This is a genomic window from Parabacteroides hominis (assembly GCF_014287585.1).
GTDB lineage: Bacteria > Bacteroidota > Bacteroidia > Bacteroidales > Tannerellaceae > Parabacteroides > Parabacteroides hominis.
The window spans coordinates 120,666-135,626 of record NZ_JACOOJ010000009.1 but is presented as its reverse complement, the minus strand read 5'-3'; the positions used below and the strand labels follow the sequence as shown (position 1 = coordinate 135,626).

The 14,961-nt window shown below is 39.9% G+C and carries 21 protein-coding genes; 5 read left to right on the top strand and 16 right to left on the bottom strand.

The features are described from left to right. Nucleotides 1–60: 60 nt before the first annotated feature. The 12 genes from H8S65_RS07595 to H8S65_RS07540 form a co-directional block, all read right to left on the bottom strand. Nucleotides 61–549 carry a terminase small subunit gene (locus H8S65_RS07595; RefSeq protein WP_186929385.1) on the bottom strand — a complete coding sequence of 163 codons (489 nt, stop codon included), beginning with the start codon at nucleotides 547–549 and terminating at the stop codon, nucleotides 61–63. A 339-nt stretch (nucleotides 550–888) separates the two neighbouring features. Next, on the bottom strand, nucleotides 889–1,305 hold the full coding sequence (locus H8S65_RS07590) for a protein-export chaperone SecB (protein WP_186929384.1): 417 nt from the start codon (nucleotides 1,303–1,305) through the stop codon (nucleotides 889–891). A gap of 11 nt (nucleotides 1,306–1,316) precedes the next feature. Further along, on the bottom strand, nucleotides 1,317–1,700 hold the full coding sequence (locus H8S65_RS07585; RefSeq protein ID WP_186929383.1) for a hypothetical protein: 384 nt from the start codon (nucleotides 1,698–1,700) through the stop codon (nucleotides 1,317–1,319). Then, nucleotides 1,697–2,062, bottom strand: coding sequence for a hypothetical protein (locus tag H8S65_RS07580; RefSeq protein ID WP_186929382.1), 366 nt, complete (start codon nucleotides 2,060–2,062; stop codon nucleotides 1,697–1,699). The genes H8S65_RS07585 and H8S65_RS07580 overlap by 4 nt, the downstream gene beginning before the upstream one ends. A gap of 221 nt (nucleotides 2,063–2,283) precedes the next feature. Then, entirely contained in the window at nucleotides 2,284–3,078 is a 795-nt protein-coding gene (locus H8S65_RS07575) for a hypothetical protein (RefSeq protein WP_186929381.1), read from the bottom strand. Nucleotides 3,079–3,173: 95 nt separating this feature from the next. Continuing rightward, nucleotides 3,174–3,455 carry a type II toxin-antitoxin system YafQ family toxin gene (locus H8S65_RS07570; protein ID WP_186929380.1) on the bottom strand — a complete coding sequence of 94 codons (282 nt, stop codon included), beginning with the start codon at nucleotides 3,453–3,455 and terminating at the stop codon, nucleotides 3,174–3,176. Continuing rightward, nucleotides 3,452–3,706: a toxin-antitoxin system protein gene (locus tag H8S65_RS07565; protein ID WP_186929379.1), complete on the bottom strand. Its 255-nt coding sequence runs from the start codon at nucleotides 3,704–3,706 to the stop codon at nucleotides 3,452–3,454. The genes H8S65_RS07570 and H8S65_RS07565 overlap by 4 nt, the downstream gene beginning before the upstream one ends. Before the next feature lie 157 nt (nucleotides 3,707–3,863). Next, a complete protein-coding gene (locus tag H8S65_RS07560; RefSeq protein WP_186929378.1) occupies nucleotides 3,864–5,402 on the bottom strand; it encodes an Ig-like domain-containing protein in 1,539 nt (512 codons plus the stop codon). 284 nt (nucleotides 5,403–5,686) lie between these two features. Further along, entirely contained in the window at nucleotides 5,687–6,109 is a 423-nt protein-coding gene (locus tag H8S65_RS07555; RefSeq protein WP_186929377.1) for a DUF5053 domain-containing protein, read from the bottom strand. A gap of 39 nt (nucleotides 6,110–6,148) precedes the next feature. Beyond that, nucleotides 6,149–6,346 carry a diguanylate cyclase gene (locus H8S65_RS07550; protein WP_148477690.1) on the bottom strand — a complete coding sequence of 66 codons (198 nt, stop codon included), beginning with the start codon at nucleotides 6,344–6,346 and terminating at the stop codon, nucleotides 6,149–6,151. A 190-nt stretch (nucleotides 6,347–6,536) separates the two neighbouring features. Continuing rightward, nucleotides 6,537–6,947 carry a hypothetical protein gene (locus H8S65_RS07545; RefSeq protein ID WP_186929376.1) on the bottom strand — a complete coding sequence of 137 codons (411 nt, stop codon included), beginning with the start codon at nucleotides 6,945–6,947 and terminating at the stop codon, nucleotides 6,537–6,539. Between the two features lie 87 nt (nucleotides 6,948–7,034). Continuing rightward, nucleotides 7,035–7,298 carry a helix-turn-helix domain-containing protein gene (locus H8S65_RS07540; protein ID WP_186929375.1) on the bottom strand — a complete coding sequence of 88 codons (264 nt, stop codon included), beginning with the start codon at nucleotides 7,296–7,298 and terminating at the stop codon, nucleotides 7,035–7,037. Nucleotides 7,299–7,500: 202 nt separating this feature from the next. Between H8S65_RS07540 and H8S65_RS07535 the strand changes: the two genes are divergently transcribed. From H8S65_RS07535 to H8S65_RS07515, 5 genes are all read left to right on the top strand, one after another. Further along, nucleotides 7,501–7,761 carry a hypothetical protein gene (locus tag H8S65_RS07535; RefSeq protein WP_186929374.1) on the top strand — a complete coding sequence of 87 codons (261 nt, stop codon included), beginning with the start codon at nucleotides 7,501–7,503 and terminating at the stop codon, nucleotides 7,759–7,761. Between the two features lie 4 nt (nucleotides 7,762–7,765). Next, a complete protein-coding gene (locus H8S65_RS07530) occupies nucleotides 7,766–8,029 on the top strand; it encodes a hypothetical protein (protein WP_186929373.1) in 264 nt (87 codons plus the stop codon). 50 nt (nucleotides 8,030–8,079) lie between these two features. Continuing rightward, a complete protein-coding gene (locus H8S65_RS07525) occupies nucleotides 8,080–8,367 on the top strand; it encodes a hypothetical protein (protein ID WP_186929372.1) in 288 nt (95 codons plus the stop codon). Between the two features lie 75 nt (nucleotides 8,368–8,442). Beyond that, nucleotides 8,443–9,213, top strand: a complete 771-nt coding sequence (locus H8S65_RS07520) for a phage antirepressor KilAC domain-containing protein (RefSeq protein ID WP_186929371.1) — start codon at nucleotides 8,443–8,445, stop codon at nucleotides 9,211–9,213. A 77-nt stretch (nucleotides 9,214–9,290) separates the two neighbouring features. Continuing rightward, a complete protein-coding gene (locus H8S65_RS07515) occupies nucleotides 9,291–9,515 on the top strand; it encodes a hypothetical protein (protein WP_186929370.1) in 225 nt (74 codons plus the stop codon). Nucleotides 9,516–9,790: 275 nt separating this feature from the next. Here the strand turns inward: H8S65_RS07515 and H8S65_RS07510 are convergent, their stop codons facing one another. The 4 genes from H8S65_RS07510 to H8S65_RS07495 all read right to left on the bottom strand — a co-directional run bounded on the left by H8S65_RS07510 (nucleotide 9,791) and on the right by H8S65_RS07495 (nucleotide 14,940). Further along, a complete protein-coding gene (locus tag H8S65_RS07510) occupies nucleotides 9,791–11,365 on the bottom strand; it encodes a sulfatase family protein (RefSeq protein WP_186929369.1) in 1,575 nt (524 codons plus the stop codon). 133 nt (nucleotides 11,366–11,498) lie between these two features. Beyond that, nucleotides 11,499–12,851: a Gfo/Idh/MocA family protein gene (locus tag H8S65_RS07505; protein WP_186929368.1), complete on the bottom strand. Its 1,353-nt coding sequence runs from the start codon at nucleotides 12,849–12,851 to the stop codon at nucleotides 11,499–11,501. Nucleotides 12,852–13,019: 168 nt separating this feature from the next. Further along, nucleotides 13,020–13,811 carry a porin family protein gene (locus H8S65_RS07500; RefSeq protein ID WP_186929367.1) on the bottom strand — a complete coding sequence of 264 codons (792 nt, stop codon included), beginning with the start codon at nucleotides 13,809–13,811 and terminating at the stop codon, nucleotides 13,020–13,022. A 13-nt stretch (nucleotides 13,812–13,824) separates the two neighbouring features. Beyond that, nucleotides 13,825–14,940: a PCMD domain-containing protein gene (locus tag H8S65_RS07495; RefSeq protein ID WP_186929366.1), complete on the bottom strand. Its 1,116-nt coding sequence runs from the start codon at nucleotides 14,938–14,940 to the stop codon at nucleotides 13,825–13,827. Nucleotides 14,941–14,961 lie beyond the last annotated feature (21 nt).

Below are 14,961 nucleotides of genomic sequence, written 5' to 3'. Positions count from 1 at the left end.
AAAAAGTATAATCCCCGTGTTTTTTCTGACCAGAAGACATAAGATCTTAAATACAGAACATCAATCAAGGCCAGTGTCCACTTTTAATAGCGAGCTGCGCAGGTCTACAACGGTGGGCTCGTCATAGCCCAACATCTTACAAATGCGCGAGATGCTCCAGCTCTTCCCGTTAAGCTTCAATTCTATGCCGTCTTTGGTCTTTTTGACCGATTCAACAGCACGCGCCATGTCTTCTGTCCAAGCACCGGAATCCTTGAAAATGACCTCCCCTCCTTCAAGTGACAGAAAATCACGGATATCGGCAAAAGCAATGCAGCTCAATTCCTTCAATATACGCTCTTTGGTGATGGCTGATTTCTCCCTCATTTCGTCCTGAAGCTCTCTCACCCTTGCCGCAATCTTGCCGTGATTCATTAATTCGACAGCTTTCCGATTCACTGTTTCAGCCTTCATTTTATCACAAGAAAAAGCCCGGCGATAAGCCTCTGAAGCGTTTCCACATTCTATATAATAGTTGCAAAAGTTTTCCTGTTTGATTGTCAGTTTCATTTTCCCATTACGATTTTGATTTCCTTTTTACACTTTTTACACCAGCAGTAATAAGATCCAACACTGCCATAATCATAATGTCCAATCCAGTTACCATGGATAGGGCAAAAAACATCAACCTGTTTCTTTGGGGTAATAAACGGCCTCTGATGTGAAAACATAATAATCCATTTTAAATTAAGCCGTTTGCACAAAATTACAAATTAATTCGATATAACCAACATTTTGTTGGAAAAATATTTTTCCGTTCTACGCTTACAAGATCCGGAACAAACCCCACCGAGGCGATATAAGGGTATTAGAGGATAATAAAAAAGCCGGGGGTTATTCCGGCTTCTGTTATTTATATTTAATATTCCGCTCCAATTCTTTTGCTAACCCAGACATATTTATAGTTGGAAGCAATATTGTTTGTATTCCAGATAATGCGGAAAGATTTGCTATGTACGCTCTTATATAAGGGAACAAAATAGCAGGAGCATTATGCAAAAGGAACGGCATTGGAATATCACCATTTTCATCTTCTACATATTTAAATGTTGCGACCGCTGATATTTCTATAAGAAATGATTCTGCTTTATCTTTAATAGATGTTCCCAATGTCAACTCGAAGGTTTTTTGATCCTTATCAATTAATCCTTTAGGTTCAAAGTTGAAATTTATTGTCTTATCCATTTTCTTGTTTGACACATGGATAGTAGCATCTTCTATTATATATTTCTCAAAAGAAAATTTTGCTTTTTTTACTTCGCCCATACATGTTTGATTTAAGCAGCTAAAGCATATGAACAATAATCTGAAACATTATTGTTATATACCTTACTTGATTTATACTTTAAGTTTTCAGAGGTACTCATATCAATAACACCATTGTTATTAATATCATAAACTTTTGCGTTATCAGAACAAGAGAAAAGTTCCTCTTCTATGCTAAATAAAACATCATTATTAGGGAATAATTTATCTAACTCAAATACAAAGTCTATTTCGTCATTACAGTAACCTTCACTACTTTCAATTAAATTCTTTGGGTACACACAGATATTATGATCTATATTGTCCTCAGATACTTCATATACGAATTTTATCCATGGATATTTACAGATCATTAAATTTATCCATTTTTCAACATGTTCTTTTATTTCACTCATATTGCTCCAAATTGATCCTTTAATTTTCTTTCTAATGATTCTGATTTTTGTTTTATATCTAAACTATCGTCTAAACTAAACAAAACATCTCTATAATCAGCCTTAACTCTTCTACTCTTCAAGAGTCTAAAAATATCGACAATTTCCTTTGCTTTTTTACTATCTCTTACTCTATTTCTTATCTCATTTAAAATAAATTCATGACTTCCAGATGAGTCAATTTTATCTTGAACGGCATAACAAATAGGTTTAGCAGAATAATGAGCTAAAATATATTTCATCTGCATCAATCTACTATAATAAGAGCAATGTACACTTGCATTGTATATTCTCTTATTTATGAGTTCTTGAGCCGCTTCCATATATTCAATTGACTTTAATTTGATATTAGGCATTTCTACTGCATGTATAACACCCTCTGACGGGATTTGTTACCAAACGAGGGCCTTTTGTTCATATTTCACAGTGCAAAATTCGCTCTTTCATTCCAAATAGGCAAAAAATTTAACACTTTACCTATATGTTTTATGGCATGTTAGATTGTTTGAGCTTCCATATTAGTAAAATATGGAAATAAAAACACTTATTCATCTAAGCTGATGATATCATGCAAAGCCATGACCTTATACGCGGCAGGCCTTCCTTGTGCCGTTAAGATCATGACATCAACATAGTATGCACTTTTTATAGGATTAATATCAGACCTCAAAATCTCATCCTCTAAGACCTTTGAATCGAATAAAAGAGCTAAAGCCTTGCTTGATATAGCATCGATTATAGCCTTATTCCCTACACCCTCTCCTTTCCTTACTTGGTAAATGGCCATTAATTGCTTCTTGTATACATCCCCATTGTCGGAAACAGACCTTATTTCTTTTTGTTCATAATCTGATTTGTTTTGTATGCCATTCCCCTCAATATAGTTAAATGTACACCCGCTATATAATATGGAGTCAACATTTCCACGTATGACCTGAACAGACATAACACCATTTCTGTCATTAGCTGGAACCGAAACCATGTCATGCACATTTCTTAGATCAGCAGGCGTTAACTCCGGCTTAAAGGAAGCTCCCTTCACATAATAATCGTATATGCTTTTTATGTGTTTCGCAAAATCAAGAATCAAGTTCGAATTTTCCACAAAAGGGATGATACCCATAGTAGCCAATTCAACAAGGTGGATATCAATACTACCTTCAATGATTTTACTTACGTACAATTTGGCATTCGCCTCTTCTTTGGATTTCCCGTTTTTCTGGGCAAAAGACGCAAACAAAGCTCCAAAGGCATTCATCGTCTTTGTAAAGTCTGCGACTTCAACAGGCTGTGAGTTCTCTATATGAATCCTTAATATTTCTTGTTTGTTCTCTTCCATGAAGATTTTATTTTGATATGCAAATATACTATTTTCCTATCAAATCACCTTCTCCCCTACATCCTGTATTCGCAGGTGTAGGACTTCTTGCTTTTCTACCTCTTTTTACCGAACAACTCGGAATGGCTTCCGATCCTGACAATTTCCACTATGTCTGATACCGCATCTATCCAAATCAGAAGAAAGTCGTTGCCTACATGGCATTCCATGCAGTTATTGTAATTGCCTATCAGCTCATGGGGCTTGTACTTGCTTGGAAGGGATTCCCCTTTCTTTAGCTTGTCCAAGACATCAAATAAGGCTTCCATCAGCTTGATATTACCGCGGTACTTCTTCAAGTCTTTCTTTGCCTTCGTACTGTAATGGATTGTTTTCATTCTATCTCGTTCAATGATTTCATGAAGGCATCAAAACTGCTCACGTCTATCGTCCCGGCAAATTTGCCCGAACGAGCCTCGTTTATCGCCGCTATCGTTTCCTCGTTTGGCTCGGAGTACATAGCGTCCATCAAGGTGCTCTCTACAAAATTATTAAGGCTCCTGTTCGCTTTCTTGGCTTGTTCCTGTAAGATTTGCAACAAGTCCTCACGCAAACGAAAAGAAGTTTGTTTCCTTACTACTGCTTCCATATTACTTTTGTATTATATTGTATCGCAAAGGTAATACATTGCATGCAGAAAACAAATATTTACCGCTTTTTCTTTGCCGTTTTTACCTGTTAGGGGGGGGGGAAAGCCCCGCTCCTGAGGAACGGGGACAAAAGTAATAAATCATTCACTATCAATCTTAATCTTTATAAAGCTGGATCATATTCGATGATTTACCTTTAGGTTCTATCGATTTAGATGATTTTAAACTTACGCTATCTCCGTATCTGTTATAGGTTGAAAATGTACGACCATTATATTCAATTTCCCATCGAAAAGCTGGTTCATATACAGAATTGAATCTACCCCTAAGAGCGCAAGTTTCCCCGGGTTTAAGCTCTTCTCCAAGTAGTGATGCATCGGTAGTCTCTGTCACTATATTGTAATTGCCGGTATCAACCACATAGAATCTTGTAAGTTTTACAGTTTGAGAGCTATTGTTTCTTATAGCACACGATATATTACCTGTGTAATAGCCATTTATTATGGATACTGACGCTGATGGGAAATAGACAAGCATCATTTCATTTATATCCACAACATAAATCTGACATTCAGCTTTATGACTTCCATCTTCCGATATAGCTGTAATTGTGGTATTTCCTCGTGTATTACCTTTTACCATTCCATTTTCATCTACCGTTGCAACAATAGTATTGGATGATGACCATTTTACTCTTTTATTTCCTGCGTTATCAGGAAAGTATTGAAGGTTTAGTTGTTTTTTACCGCCTATCTCAACAGGATAATAGTTCTCTTCGAATTTTATGCCATCAAGAGGAATAGGTTTAACTACAACTTTACATTCGGCTTCAAATCCACCATCTTCTGATTTTGCTTTGATAACACACTCTCCAAAATGTACTGTTTTTACATTTCCATTACTATCCACCGTTGCTATATTAGCATCAGACGAATACCATTTTACATTTTTATTCGTTGCATATTCAGGAGTAAAAACAGGAGCTAACTTAAACGATTCCCCTTGAATAACAGTCTTCTCTTTTTCGCTTAAAGACAGCCCTTCTAATTTTGCAGCATTAACTTTAACTTTACATGTCGCACTTAATTGGGAATTATTACTCAAAACCACTGTTATGACAGCCTCCCCAGTTCCTGTTGCCGTTAATTCGCATTGATTAGAATTATCACCCTTTGGGGAAACTGTTACAACATTAGAATTACTTGTTTTCCAATAAAGTGACTTATTTGTCGCATTTTCTGGAGAAATAGTGCAAGTCAGTATTTCTTTCTTTTTAGGATCAATAGTTATTTCAGTTTTATCCAATTTTAGACCCTCTGCCTCAATAGGCTTTATTATGACTTTGCATCTTCTGATAAATCTTTCTCCTGTAACTGGATCAATAATATCCGTTGTCATAACTGTTACATAAGTTTCTCCAACATCTGTTGCCTCAAAATGCCCTAATTGGTCAATGCGAGCAATATCTACACCTTGTCCTCCACCCCATAAAGGATAATATTGAGAAACGTTCCATTCATACGTAGGAGCTTTAGCATCTGGTGGGTTATGCGATACTTTGAAATCATATGTTTCTCCGACCTTTAGTTCTAATTCACTTTTGTCTAAATCGATTGATGTGACTACAGGCTCTTCTTTCTCACAAGAAAATAATGCCACTAAAATAAGCGGCATTAAAAAAAAGAACTTCTTCATTTTAAAAACGTTTTTAATGATTAGTAATTATCCGCAAAGGTAAAAGCATTTTGTTAATATATGCAAATAGGGGGGGGTAAAATTCATGTTTTACAACACAACAAAATATATTAGAAATTGTTTGGATATTTCAAGGAAATATACTTGCTACGGACTGTCAACAAATCCAAATCCTAAAACGGACAGGATCGCATAGACGGAAATTCACGGTTTACGGAAGCCGGATAAAATCAAAACACCGTTTCCGCAAATTCCGCCCCTATCTTATGACAGCCTTTTCAAATCTATAATATTGAAACGGCGGCACGCTTTAGTTGTTCCCCAAGATCGGATAAAGCATTTGAAAACGTCTTCAATTCATCCGGGGTAAAATCAGCAGGCTTTCCATTTACCGCATTGCCATTTATGCGCTGGTACAACCATTGGCGCGACTTGCCAAAATAATGTTCCGCAATATATGACATAGAAGCAAATCCAAGTACATTATCAATCTTTTTTTTACGGTCAATAATCTTTGAAATTTTTTTTGCTTCATCTATAGCCTCTTTTGCTCCTTCCCTATACGCCTGCGCGAACTCTTTCCTTTCTGCCGAAGACAACGAAGCAAGAAAGGTTTTAAATCTCTTGTCATACTCCGCCTTTTGTTCTTTCGTACTCACCAAGGCGAAATCGGCTTTCCATCTCTTAAGTTCTAATTTTACATCCATGATAGTGTTGTTTTTAGTTTCTTGAAAAAGGTAGCCCCACTATGGGGGGCTACCGCTTTCTTTCAGCTTGTTTTTGGCATCAATCAAATCGTCTAACGCATCATTGACACTTCCTTCAAGCTCCTCGTCCGAAATCCAGTCGGTTTCCCGAATATCATCCCAGTAGAGGGAAAAGAAGCTAAGGTCTTTTTCCGCAGCTTCAATCCGAGCCTTTAGCTCTTCTTCGTCATCATACATTGTGCACTCTGTCTTATGACTATGCAAATATAATAACCTTTTGGTAATTATGCAAGAATCCGGGAACTTTTTTAAGTTTTTCTTTGCCGTTTCGCAACTTGGGATTACCTGTTAGGGCATGAAAAAGCCCCGATAAAGCGACCGGGGCTAAAAGTAATACAGAAGTCCCTTAATTTATGATCATTAAGTATTATTTCAACTTAACTGCAACACCTGAGACTTCCCAGCTTTGATATTTAGCTTCCGGTATAGGCTTTATATTAAAGTTTATAATACCATTGGCTCCCATATTTTTACATTCACTGACTATTTTTTCTAACATTCTATCTGGGGTTGCACAGTAAAATCGCGTTTGCGCTGATTTGTTGTACAAATTGATAATTCCGTTTTCATTTTTAAGAGACTTTTCAATTTTTTCTCCTGAATAAAATGAAACACTTATCATAGAAATAGGCTCAAAATCCATTCCTGAAGCTGTGGGATTTATAACAAAGCCATTCTCGGTATATTTTCTAAAATCCAAAACATTGCTTTGTTCAGAGTAATAAGTTCTACAACTGGTTGTTAGAGCAACAATCATTAAAAGCAAATACTTTTTCATTATTATTTATTTTTAGTTTTATGTTTGGCCACAAAGGTATTGGTTAAATCGAACAAAGGCTAATATTGTAACATATTTAATAACATATTATTCAACTTTTACCTTAAAATCCACCTCCACCGGTATAGTTTTTTGACAATGGGGGCAGATGATACTCTTTACTTGACTTTCCTTTTCAAATAAATCTGAGATGGGGACATGTAGGGCTGTAGCGATTTTTTCTAATGTTTCTACCGTAGGGTTTCCGTTTATCATATTAGATAGATTAACTCTATTGATTCCCATTTTATCAGCAAGCTCCGTAATGGTCATGCCTTTTTGTTTGATAATTTCTTTTATTCTTAAATCCATACTGTAATGTTTTAATCTTCGATGCAAATATACGAATAAAAACCACTTGTAGTATTATATCGGTACATTAACATGTTAAAGTAGTGTTAAATATTTCTTTTCATTTTGATTATTGTACCGTTATATATTACATTTGCGCCATAATAGAAAATTAAAACACTACGAAATAATGGAAGCACCGAAGTACAACAAAAGAAGAGTAATGAAATCAGCTTGGTCAATGTTCAAATCAGGTAAGAAGACCGGGCGTCACGTCCTCACATTTGGCGAATGCCTGAAAGAGGCTTGGAAGGACGAAAGAGGCTCTTATGACAAGGCGATGAAAATGTTCCAGCTTTTCAACTTGAACAAGCAGCAGTGCGAGAGCCGGGATGCTAAACGCAATGTTGATACTTGCTCTATGGCTTTCATGGCTAACGCACTGACAAATTACTATGCTAACAATAGATATAATGGAGATTAATATTATGACAACATTAGATGTACTAAAAGGAGTCCAGCGGATCATGATTGAGAAGCTGATAGGGAAGAGCGACATTATAATATCTGTCTCTTCCCGGCCGGAAAGATCAGAGTTATCCATCTATGTGCAGAATACTTCCTATGTGGTTCTGGCGCATGAAATATTTATCGACGATACCGGGATTAACTTTAAGGAAGAAAACAAAGAAGCCTATGGCAGGATAATAGAAGCCATAGACAAGCAATGCAAAGTTGCCATAGCCGGATAAGACCTTAACCCTACAAAGAAATAAAAACCAATATTAAATATATAATTCGTATGAAAACAGAAGTAGTTTTATTTAAAAGAGAAAATTTTCTGAATTTAGTTGCTGATTTGAAATTTGTTGTTACATTTGCAGCGTCCTATTTTTCACAGAAAGGCGGAGTATCCGCCGAACATATTTTATGTTGCGGCATTTTTTGTGCCTTAACATTATTTTTACGATATAACGGTTTCGTACCCCCTTGCTATAGCTTAATGGCTATAACTGCCTTTCTGTGGTGTAGGACAAAGGGACAGGCGGAACCGTTTTCTTTTTGCCTTCCAAAACAAACAATGTTATAAGATATGTCCAATCACAGAAACATTTGTTTGTCGGGGAATAATAGTACCCAGCAACCAACGGCTAATCCCTCCGACATGGGACAAATCTTTTCTTATAATGGTAATAACGTTACCATGCGTGTTCAAAATGGAGTTGTCTATGTAAATCTAACAGAAGTAGCAAAGGCATTTACAGACAAAAATCTCACCAATATTATTAACTCACAGGAAATCAGCGATTATTGTGAAAAGTTTTCCAAACTACAAAATTGTAGTTTGGCTGATTTATTGATAGTTAAGCGAGGTGGTAACAAATCCGGAACCTGGGCACATCATCGCGTAGCTCTTCGTGTTGCTCAAAAACTATCAACCGAGTTTTCTATATGGGTTGATGAAAAGATAGAAGAATTGCTAACTTCCGGGCATTGCTCTATCATACAACAGTACCAAATTCCGCAGTCATATTCCGAAGCTCTCATGCTGGCCGCTAAACAAGCGGAACAGATCGAACAGGCAAAACAGACAATAAACCGCCTGCAACCAAAAGCCGACTTCGCAGATGCCGCATTCACCACAGACGACAAAGTCGATATCGGAATGGCAGCTAAAATCCTAAAGTTGGGATTCGGGCGCAACACACTATTCCAAAAGCTTCGACAGGTAGGCGTATTCTTCTCTAACCGGAATGAACCGAAGCAACGGTTTGTCAATGCCGGGTATTTCGAGATGAAAGAAAAATTCATTGAGCGCAACAGCCATCCGGGTTTTGTTGTCACAAAAATTCTTGTCACGCAAAAGGGGCTGGCTTACATCAACCATCTGTTCGGCGGGAATCCGTCTGACGGGAAGATTGCAGCCATAAAATAAACCTTACATACATACCTATTCAGCAGTCCTTTATAACGCAGGACAGCCAATATTAAACCAATAAAGTAATTACAAAAATGGACGAAAGATATATCAACTACCGCGTATTCGCAGCACTCACGGACAAGGTAGAGGCGTTGACCAAGTACGCTAACACGCTGGCCAAGTACGCAAACACATTGGCCAAAGACCAAGCAGATATCATGGAACGGCTGGATGTTTTGGAAAAGCAGGGAAAGGCTAATGGCAAACCTGAATGCCTCCAGGTATCAATGCAACGGAGCTACATAAAGACAAGATAGATCCACATGTTGGGGCTTCGTACCCAACGTATCACGTTTAGACGCCCCGCCGGTAATATGGCCGGCGGGATTGTCAAAATGAAAAGGCAGACGCAAATTTGACGCAAATAATTAATGCAAGAATGTAAATATCTAATAATCAATACACTAAATAAGCAAAAATAAAGACTGGCAGTCTGAAGGTGATCGGTTCGAGTCCGATATGCTCCACAATCTTACGGTAAGTAAATAAAAAAGGCATTCATTTTCGAATGCCTTTTTTATTTCTATCTATCTCATTTCTTTGCATTTGCCAACTCCGTTTCGATCGGATCGTCGTACTGTTTCTGCAATTTATGCAGTTCGGTTTTCAGACTGTCGATCAAGTTTTCGTTGCCCGGTTCGTTATAGATGTTATGCATTTCCATCGGATCGTTTTGCAGATCATAAAGCTCCCAAACATCGATGTCATTATAGAAATGTATTAATTTATAGCGGTCGGTACGAACACCGTAATGGCGTTTAACCGCATGTTCCGCCGGATATTCGTAATAATGGTAATACAAGGAAGTGCGCCAGTCTTTCGGTTTTTCACCTTTCAACAATGGCAAATAAGAATCGCCCTGGATATCTTCAGGAACCGAAACGCCTGCCAACTGCAGGAAAGTAGCAGCATGGTCGATATTCTGAACCATTTCGGGAATGTCACCTTTAACACCGCCGGGGAATCGGACCAGCATCGGCGTACGGAAAGATTCTTCATACATGAAACGCTTGTCGAACCAACCATGTTCACCCATATAGAAACCCTGGTCGGAAGTATAGACGATAATCGTATTCTCCAACAAACCGTTTTTCTTCATATAATCCAATACACGACCGACATTACGGTCTACGGAATGGATCACACGCATATAATCGTGCATGTACTGCTGGTATTTCCATTCGGCCAAAGCCTTTCCGGTCAGCTTCTGTTCTTTAAACTTCTTGATAATCGGATCATAATGCCGGTCCCATGCAGCTTTCTGAGCCGGATTCATCCGGTTGTACAAATCACGCCCGTTCTTTTCCAGTCCGGTAGCCGTATGAATTTCATTTTCCTTATCCGCCATCTTCAGGTCATAGACGAGGTCCATATCCTTAATGATGCTCATTTCCTGTTCGGATGCGGCAATACGTCCTTCATATTTGTCATAGAACGTTTCGGGAACCGGATAAACGACATCTTCATACAAATCCAGATCGCAGGTATCCGGCATCCAGGTACGATGGGGCGCTTTGTGATGGAGCAAGAGGCAGAAAGGTTTGTTTTTATCACGCTTGTTGTCCAGCCAGTCCAAAGCCAGGTCTGTCGTGATATTCGTGGCATATCCTTCGATCTGTTTTTTCTCTCCGTTATCGATAAAATACGGATTATAATAATCCCCTTGTCCGGTCAGGATATTCCAGTAATCGAAACCTGTCGGATCAGAAGTCAAATGCCATTTTCCAACAATAGCGGTCTGATAACCGGCCTGCTGCAACAACTTCGGGAATGTCTGCTGGCTACCGTCGAAACGTTTCGTATTGTCGGTAAAGCCATTTTTGTGGCTGTGCTTGCCCGTCAGCAAACAAGCACGGCTGGGGCCGCTCAAAGAGTTGGCGACGAAGCTGTTCGTGAACCGTACGCCTTCATCGGCAATCCGGTCGATGTTCGGAGTTTCGATAAAACGATGATCGTAAGCACTGATTGTCTGGTAAGAATGATCGTCGCACATGATGTAGAGAATGTTCATAGGTTTCTCCGACACCTCTTTTTTGTCTTTCTGGACACAGGCAGGAAGAGCGACTGTGGCCAAACCTGTCAAAAGAAATAGTTGATTCGTTTTCATGATATATTATGTTTTTTGTCTGGATTAGGCAAAATTAAACAGAGCGAACGAAATAATCACTATCCGGACTGGAAAATATATAAAAAAAGTCCCGAAACTCAATTCCGGGACTTTTCTTTACTTTTTACCTTTCTTATTTATTGCAATACGGTAATTTATACGGATTTCTGTATTCGTACCAATACAGACGATGAGATTCAGCCTCCTTATCACCATTAAAGCTAAGGGTAGCCGGGTCCCAATGAACAGGACGACCCAGTTCACGGGCAATATTCTGCAAGCAACAAAGCGTATTCGTACTACAACCGACCTCAACCGGAGCAATCGGATTCTTACGTGAACGGACGCAATCGATAAAGTTCTGCATGTGCGGAGAACTTACTTCATACTCGCCCTTGCCAACTTTCTGTTCTTTCTTCGGCAACAAAGAAGGATCGGAACATTCGATATAACCGCGAGCCACTTTCAACCAGCCCTTATCACCGATAAACTTCAAGCCTTTTGCATCCTCCTCATCTTCGCGATAAGGCTGTTCGGTCATCACGATGCCATTGGCATATTTCATCGTTGCATATTTCGTACCGTTATAGCCGGCGGGAATAAACTCTACCGGACCCGAACCATCCATACCGATAGCTGCCTGTGCAATATCGAACATGTGAGCGCCCCAGTCAGCCGTATAACCGTTTCCGGTTTCCTGATACCAGCGCCATGCACCCCACAACTTCTCGTTCTGTTCAGGTTCAAGAGAGATAGGAGGACAAAGATCGGGATGATAATGAATCTTCGGATCGTTCAACGGTCCCATCCACTGGTTGAAATTCAGATTACCGGGAACATCCATTTCCGGCAAGTTCAGCGGCGTAGGCGGTTCGCCGACACGCGCATAGATCTTTTCGATATGGCCGATCTTACCGGCACGCACCAATGCGATTGCATCCTGGAATTCCTTGCTCGAACGCTGCTGGCTACCGATCTGGAACACACGGTTATTATCGCGTACGGCACGGGCGACAGCCAAACCTTCGGTAATCGTATAAGCCAACGGCTTCTGGCAATAAACATCCTTCCCGCTCTGGCAAGCGTGGATGGCAACCAAAGCATGCCAGTGGTCAGGTGTTGCCACTTCAATCACGTCGATATCCTTACGGTCCAGCAAATCTTCATAGAATTCATACATATCGCAGCGGGGAGCCACGTTCTGAGATTTCTGCCAGGCTTCGACACGACGTTTGAAACGCTCCCGTTTCAAGGAATCCACATCACAACATGCAGCAACCTGCACACCGGGACAAGTAGAGAAACTCTTGAAATCGGACAAGCCTTGCTGCCCTAATCCGACAAACCCCAAAACGACACGATCACTCGGTGCGATACGCACACCATTTACAGCCCAACTGGGCAGGATAGTCAAACTTGCCAATCCAAGAGCGGAAAGGCCGAGAAACTCTCGACGGGTTACCCCCTTCTTAGTGTTTTCTTTCATGGTAATTCAAAATATTGGACTAAAAAATTATTCGGACAAATATATTAATTAAATATCGAAATAACGAATTGTTGTGGAAAAGATGTCGTTTAATAACAAAATTATGGCTTTCCCATTTCATAATTATGAATCAGGAAAGCCATAACGATATATCAAAATACGTTTGTCTTAGAAAGCGTAGCCGAAACCAACGTTCAGGTAGATCGGATACATGGCAAAGGTAATCGTTTTGAAATCTTTCTGGAAAATATCATTTAAGCCCCAAGTCAGATCGGCACAAACGTTCAAATGCTTGAAAGCACGCCATTCAGCACCTAACTGTGCACCCCACTGAAACTTTCGGATATTTTTGGAGAAATCATATAAGGCACTTTTGCCATCTTCAAAAACAACCTTTTCGCCGGTCGGATCGTTCTCACGCAGATAACCGTCATAGACATTACCGGAAAAATCACCATCCAACATATAAGCAAAATAGGGTCCTAAATTCATGCTGAAGCGGGAATTGAACTGGTGAGTGGCCAAAACCGGAAAAGAAAGATAAGTGTTCTTGACATTCGTCTTCACATGCCCTGTCCAGTTCCCTTTGACGATCTCACCGCCGTCACCGATGATCTCCATACCATAGTTCTTTACACGCGCATCCGTCTTCATTCCTTTATTATCGAGACGAACCCCGATCCGCATCCCCCATTTCCGTTCTTTGTCAAACCATTTGGTTACATTCCCTTCTATTGCTACCGCCATAGTCGGATTATAGCCGGTTATCTCCCGAATCTCAACGGGCAAAGGCAGCGGAGCTGTTCCGCCGATATTAAAACCCGCCTTTACCTCATATTCCAAACCGAGCAACGCAGACTTAATAATCCCTTGATTCCGGTCCGCCTGTCCAAAAGCGGGAACTGCCGCCAGTGACAAGACCAGCATACAGATATAGACAGCTATACTATTTTTCTTCATTTCGCTCTTTATTTTAATTGTCGGCTGCATAAATCAATTCAACTTCATCGATATACAGGGTACTTCCCGGAGCTCCCCGGAAATAATTGCCTTCCTTGCTTGAAGAAAAAACAATCGAGACATTATATCCTCCGGATTTCAGCTTCTCGCGGTCGATAACCTTACCGGATTTCATTACAAAAGGAATATAAAACTCGGTCCATTCATCTGTTTCCTTCCTGTCTTTATCATCCAATAAAGCGACAGAGACTAAGTTCGGATGCGTATAATTACCCTCTACGATTGTCCCGTCCAGATAACGGACCTTATCCGTTACTTCATAGAAGATAGCATAGACATCCCACGTATCCTTCTTATTCTTAACCGGTTCTCCGTTCTCCTGGAACACCTCACCTGCTTTATATTTATAATAACCTTTAAGATAAGTCGGGACATGCTCGAACGGCATACCCAGGCGAGTCGCTTTCAACGCATTCGTCAAAGCGCTGAGGACATCAAATGTTCCCATAAAGAGATTACCGGCAGCAATAGGCATACCGAAACCTTCACCGAAACTACCTGTTTCCTTTGTTTCCAACTTCACGCCTTTACCAACTTTACCATCGACCGTAGAACTGGTCGGGAAACTTGTCCGGTCTGACCCCATACCGGTCAGAGCGAAGCCTGCATTACCGCTTGCCCAATTAATACGGTTGCCTGTTGCTTCATCCAAATCATAGAATACGTCATATGTATAATTCGTTTTCACTACCGAATCCACATCTTCGAAATGATATTCCGTACTGATTCCGGCGATAATATAAGACACCTGGTATTCTTTCTTCCAATTTCCGTCTTCAGAGGTAACCGTATAATACTGCGGAGAAGTAAAGTCGCGCTCCGTACCGCTGGCAGGGGAAATAGTCGCACCGGGAGTCAACGTAAACTCCGGAGACTGATGCGCCAGGTCGATATCCGCCTTTACCATCAACGTCACTTTATTATTCTCTATGACCGGGTCCCTTTTCAGGATATCGGCAGGGACTACACAAGTCAATATATCCGCTTCCGCATTAGGCGCTTCGTCCCGTATACACGACATGAGCGTGATACTTAACAAAAGCCATGTGATCAAATAAGTCGTTCTCATTTTCTGTTTGTTTAATAAATA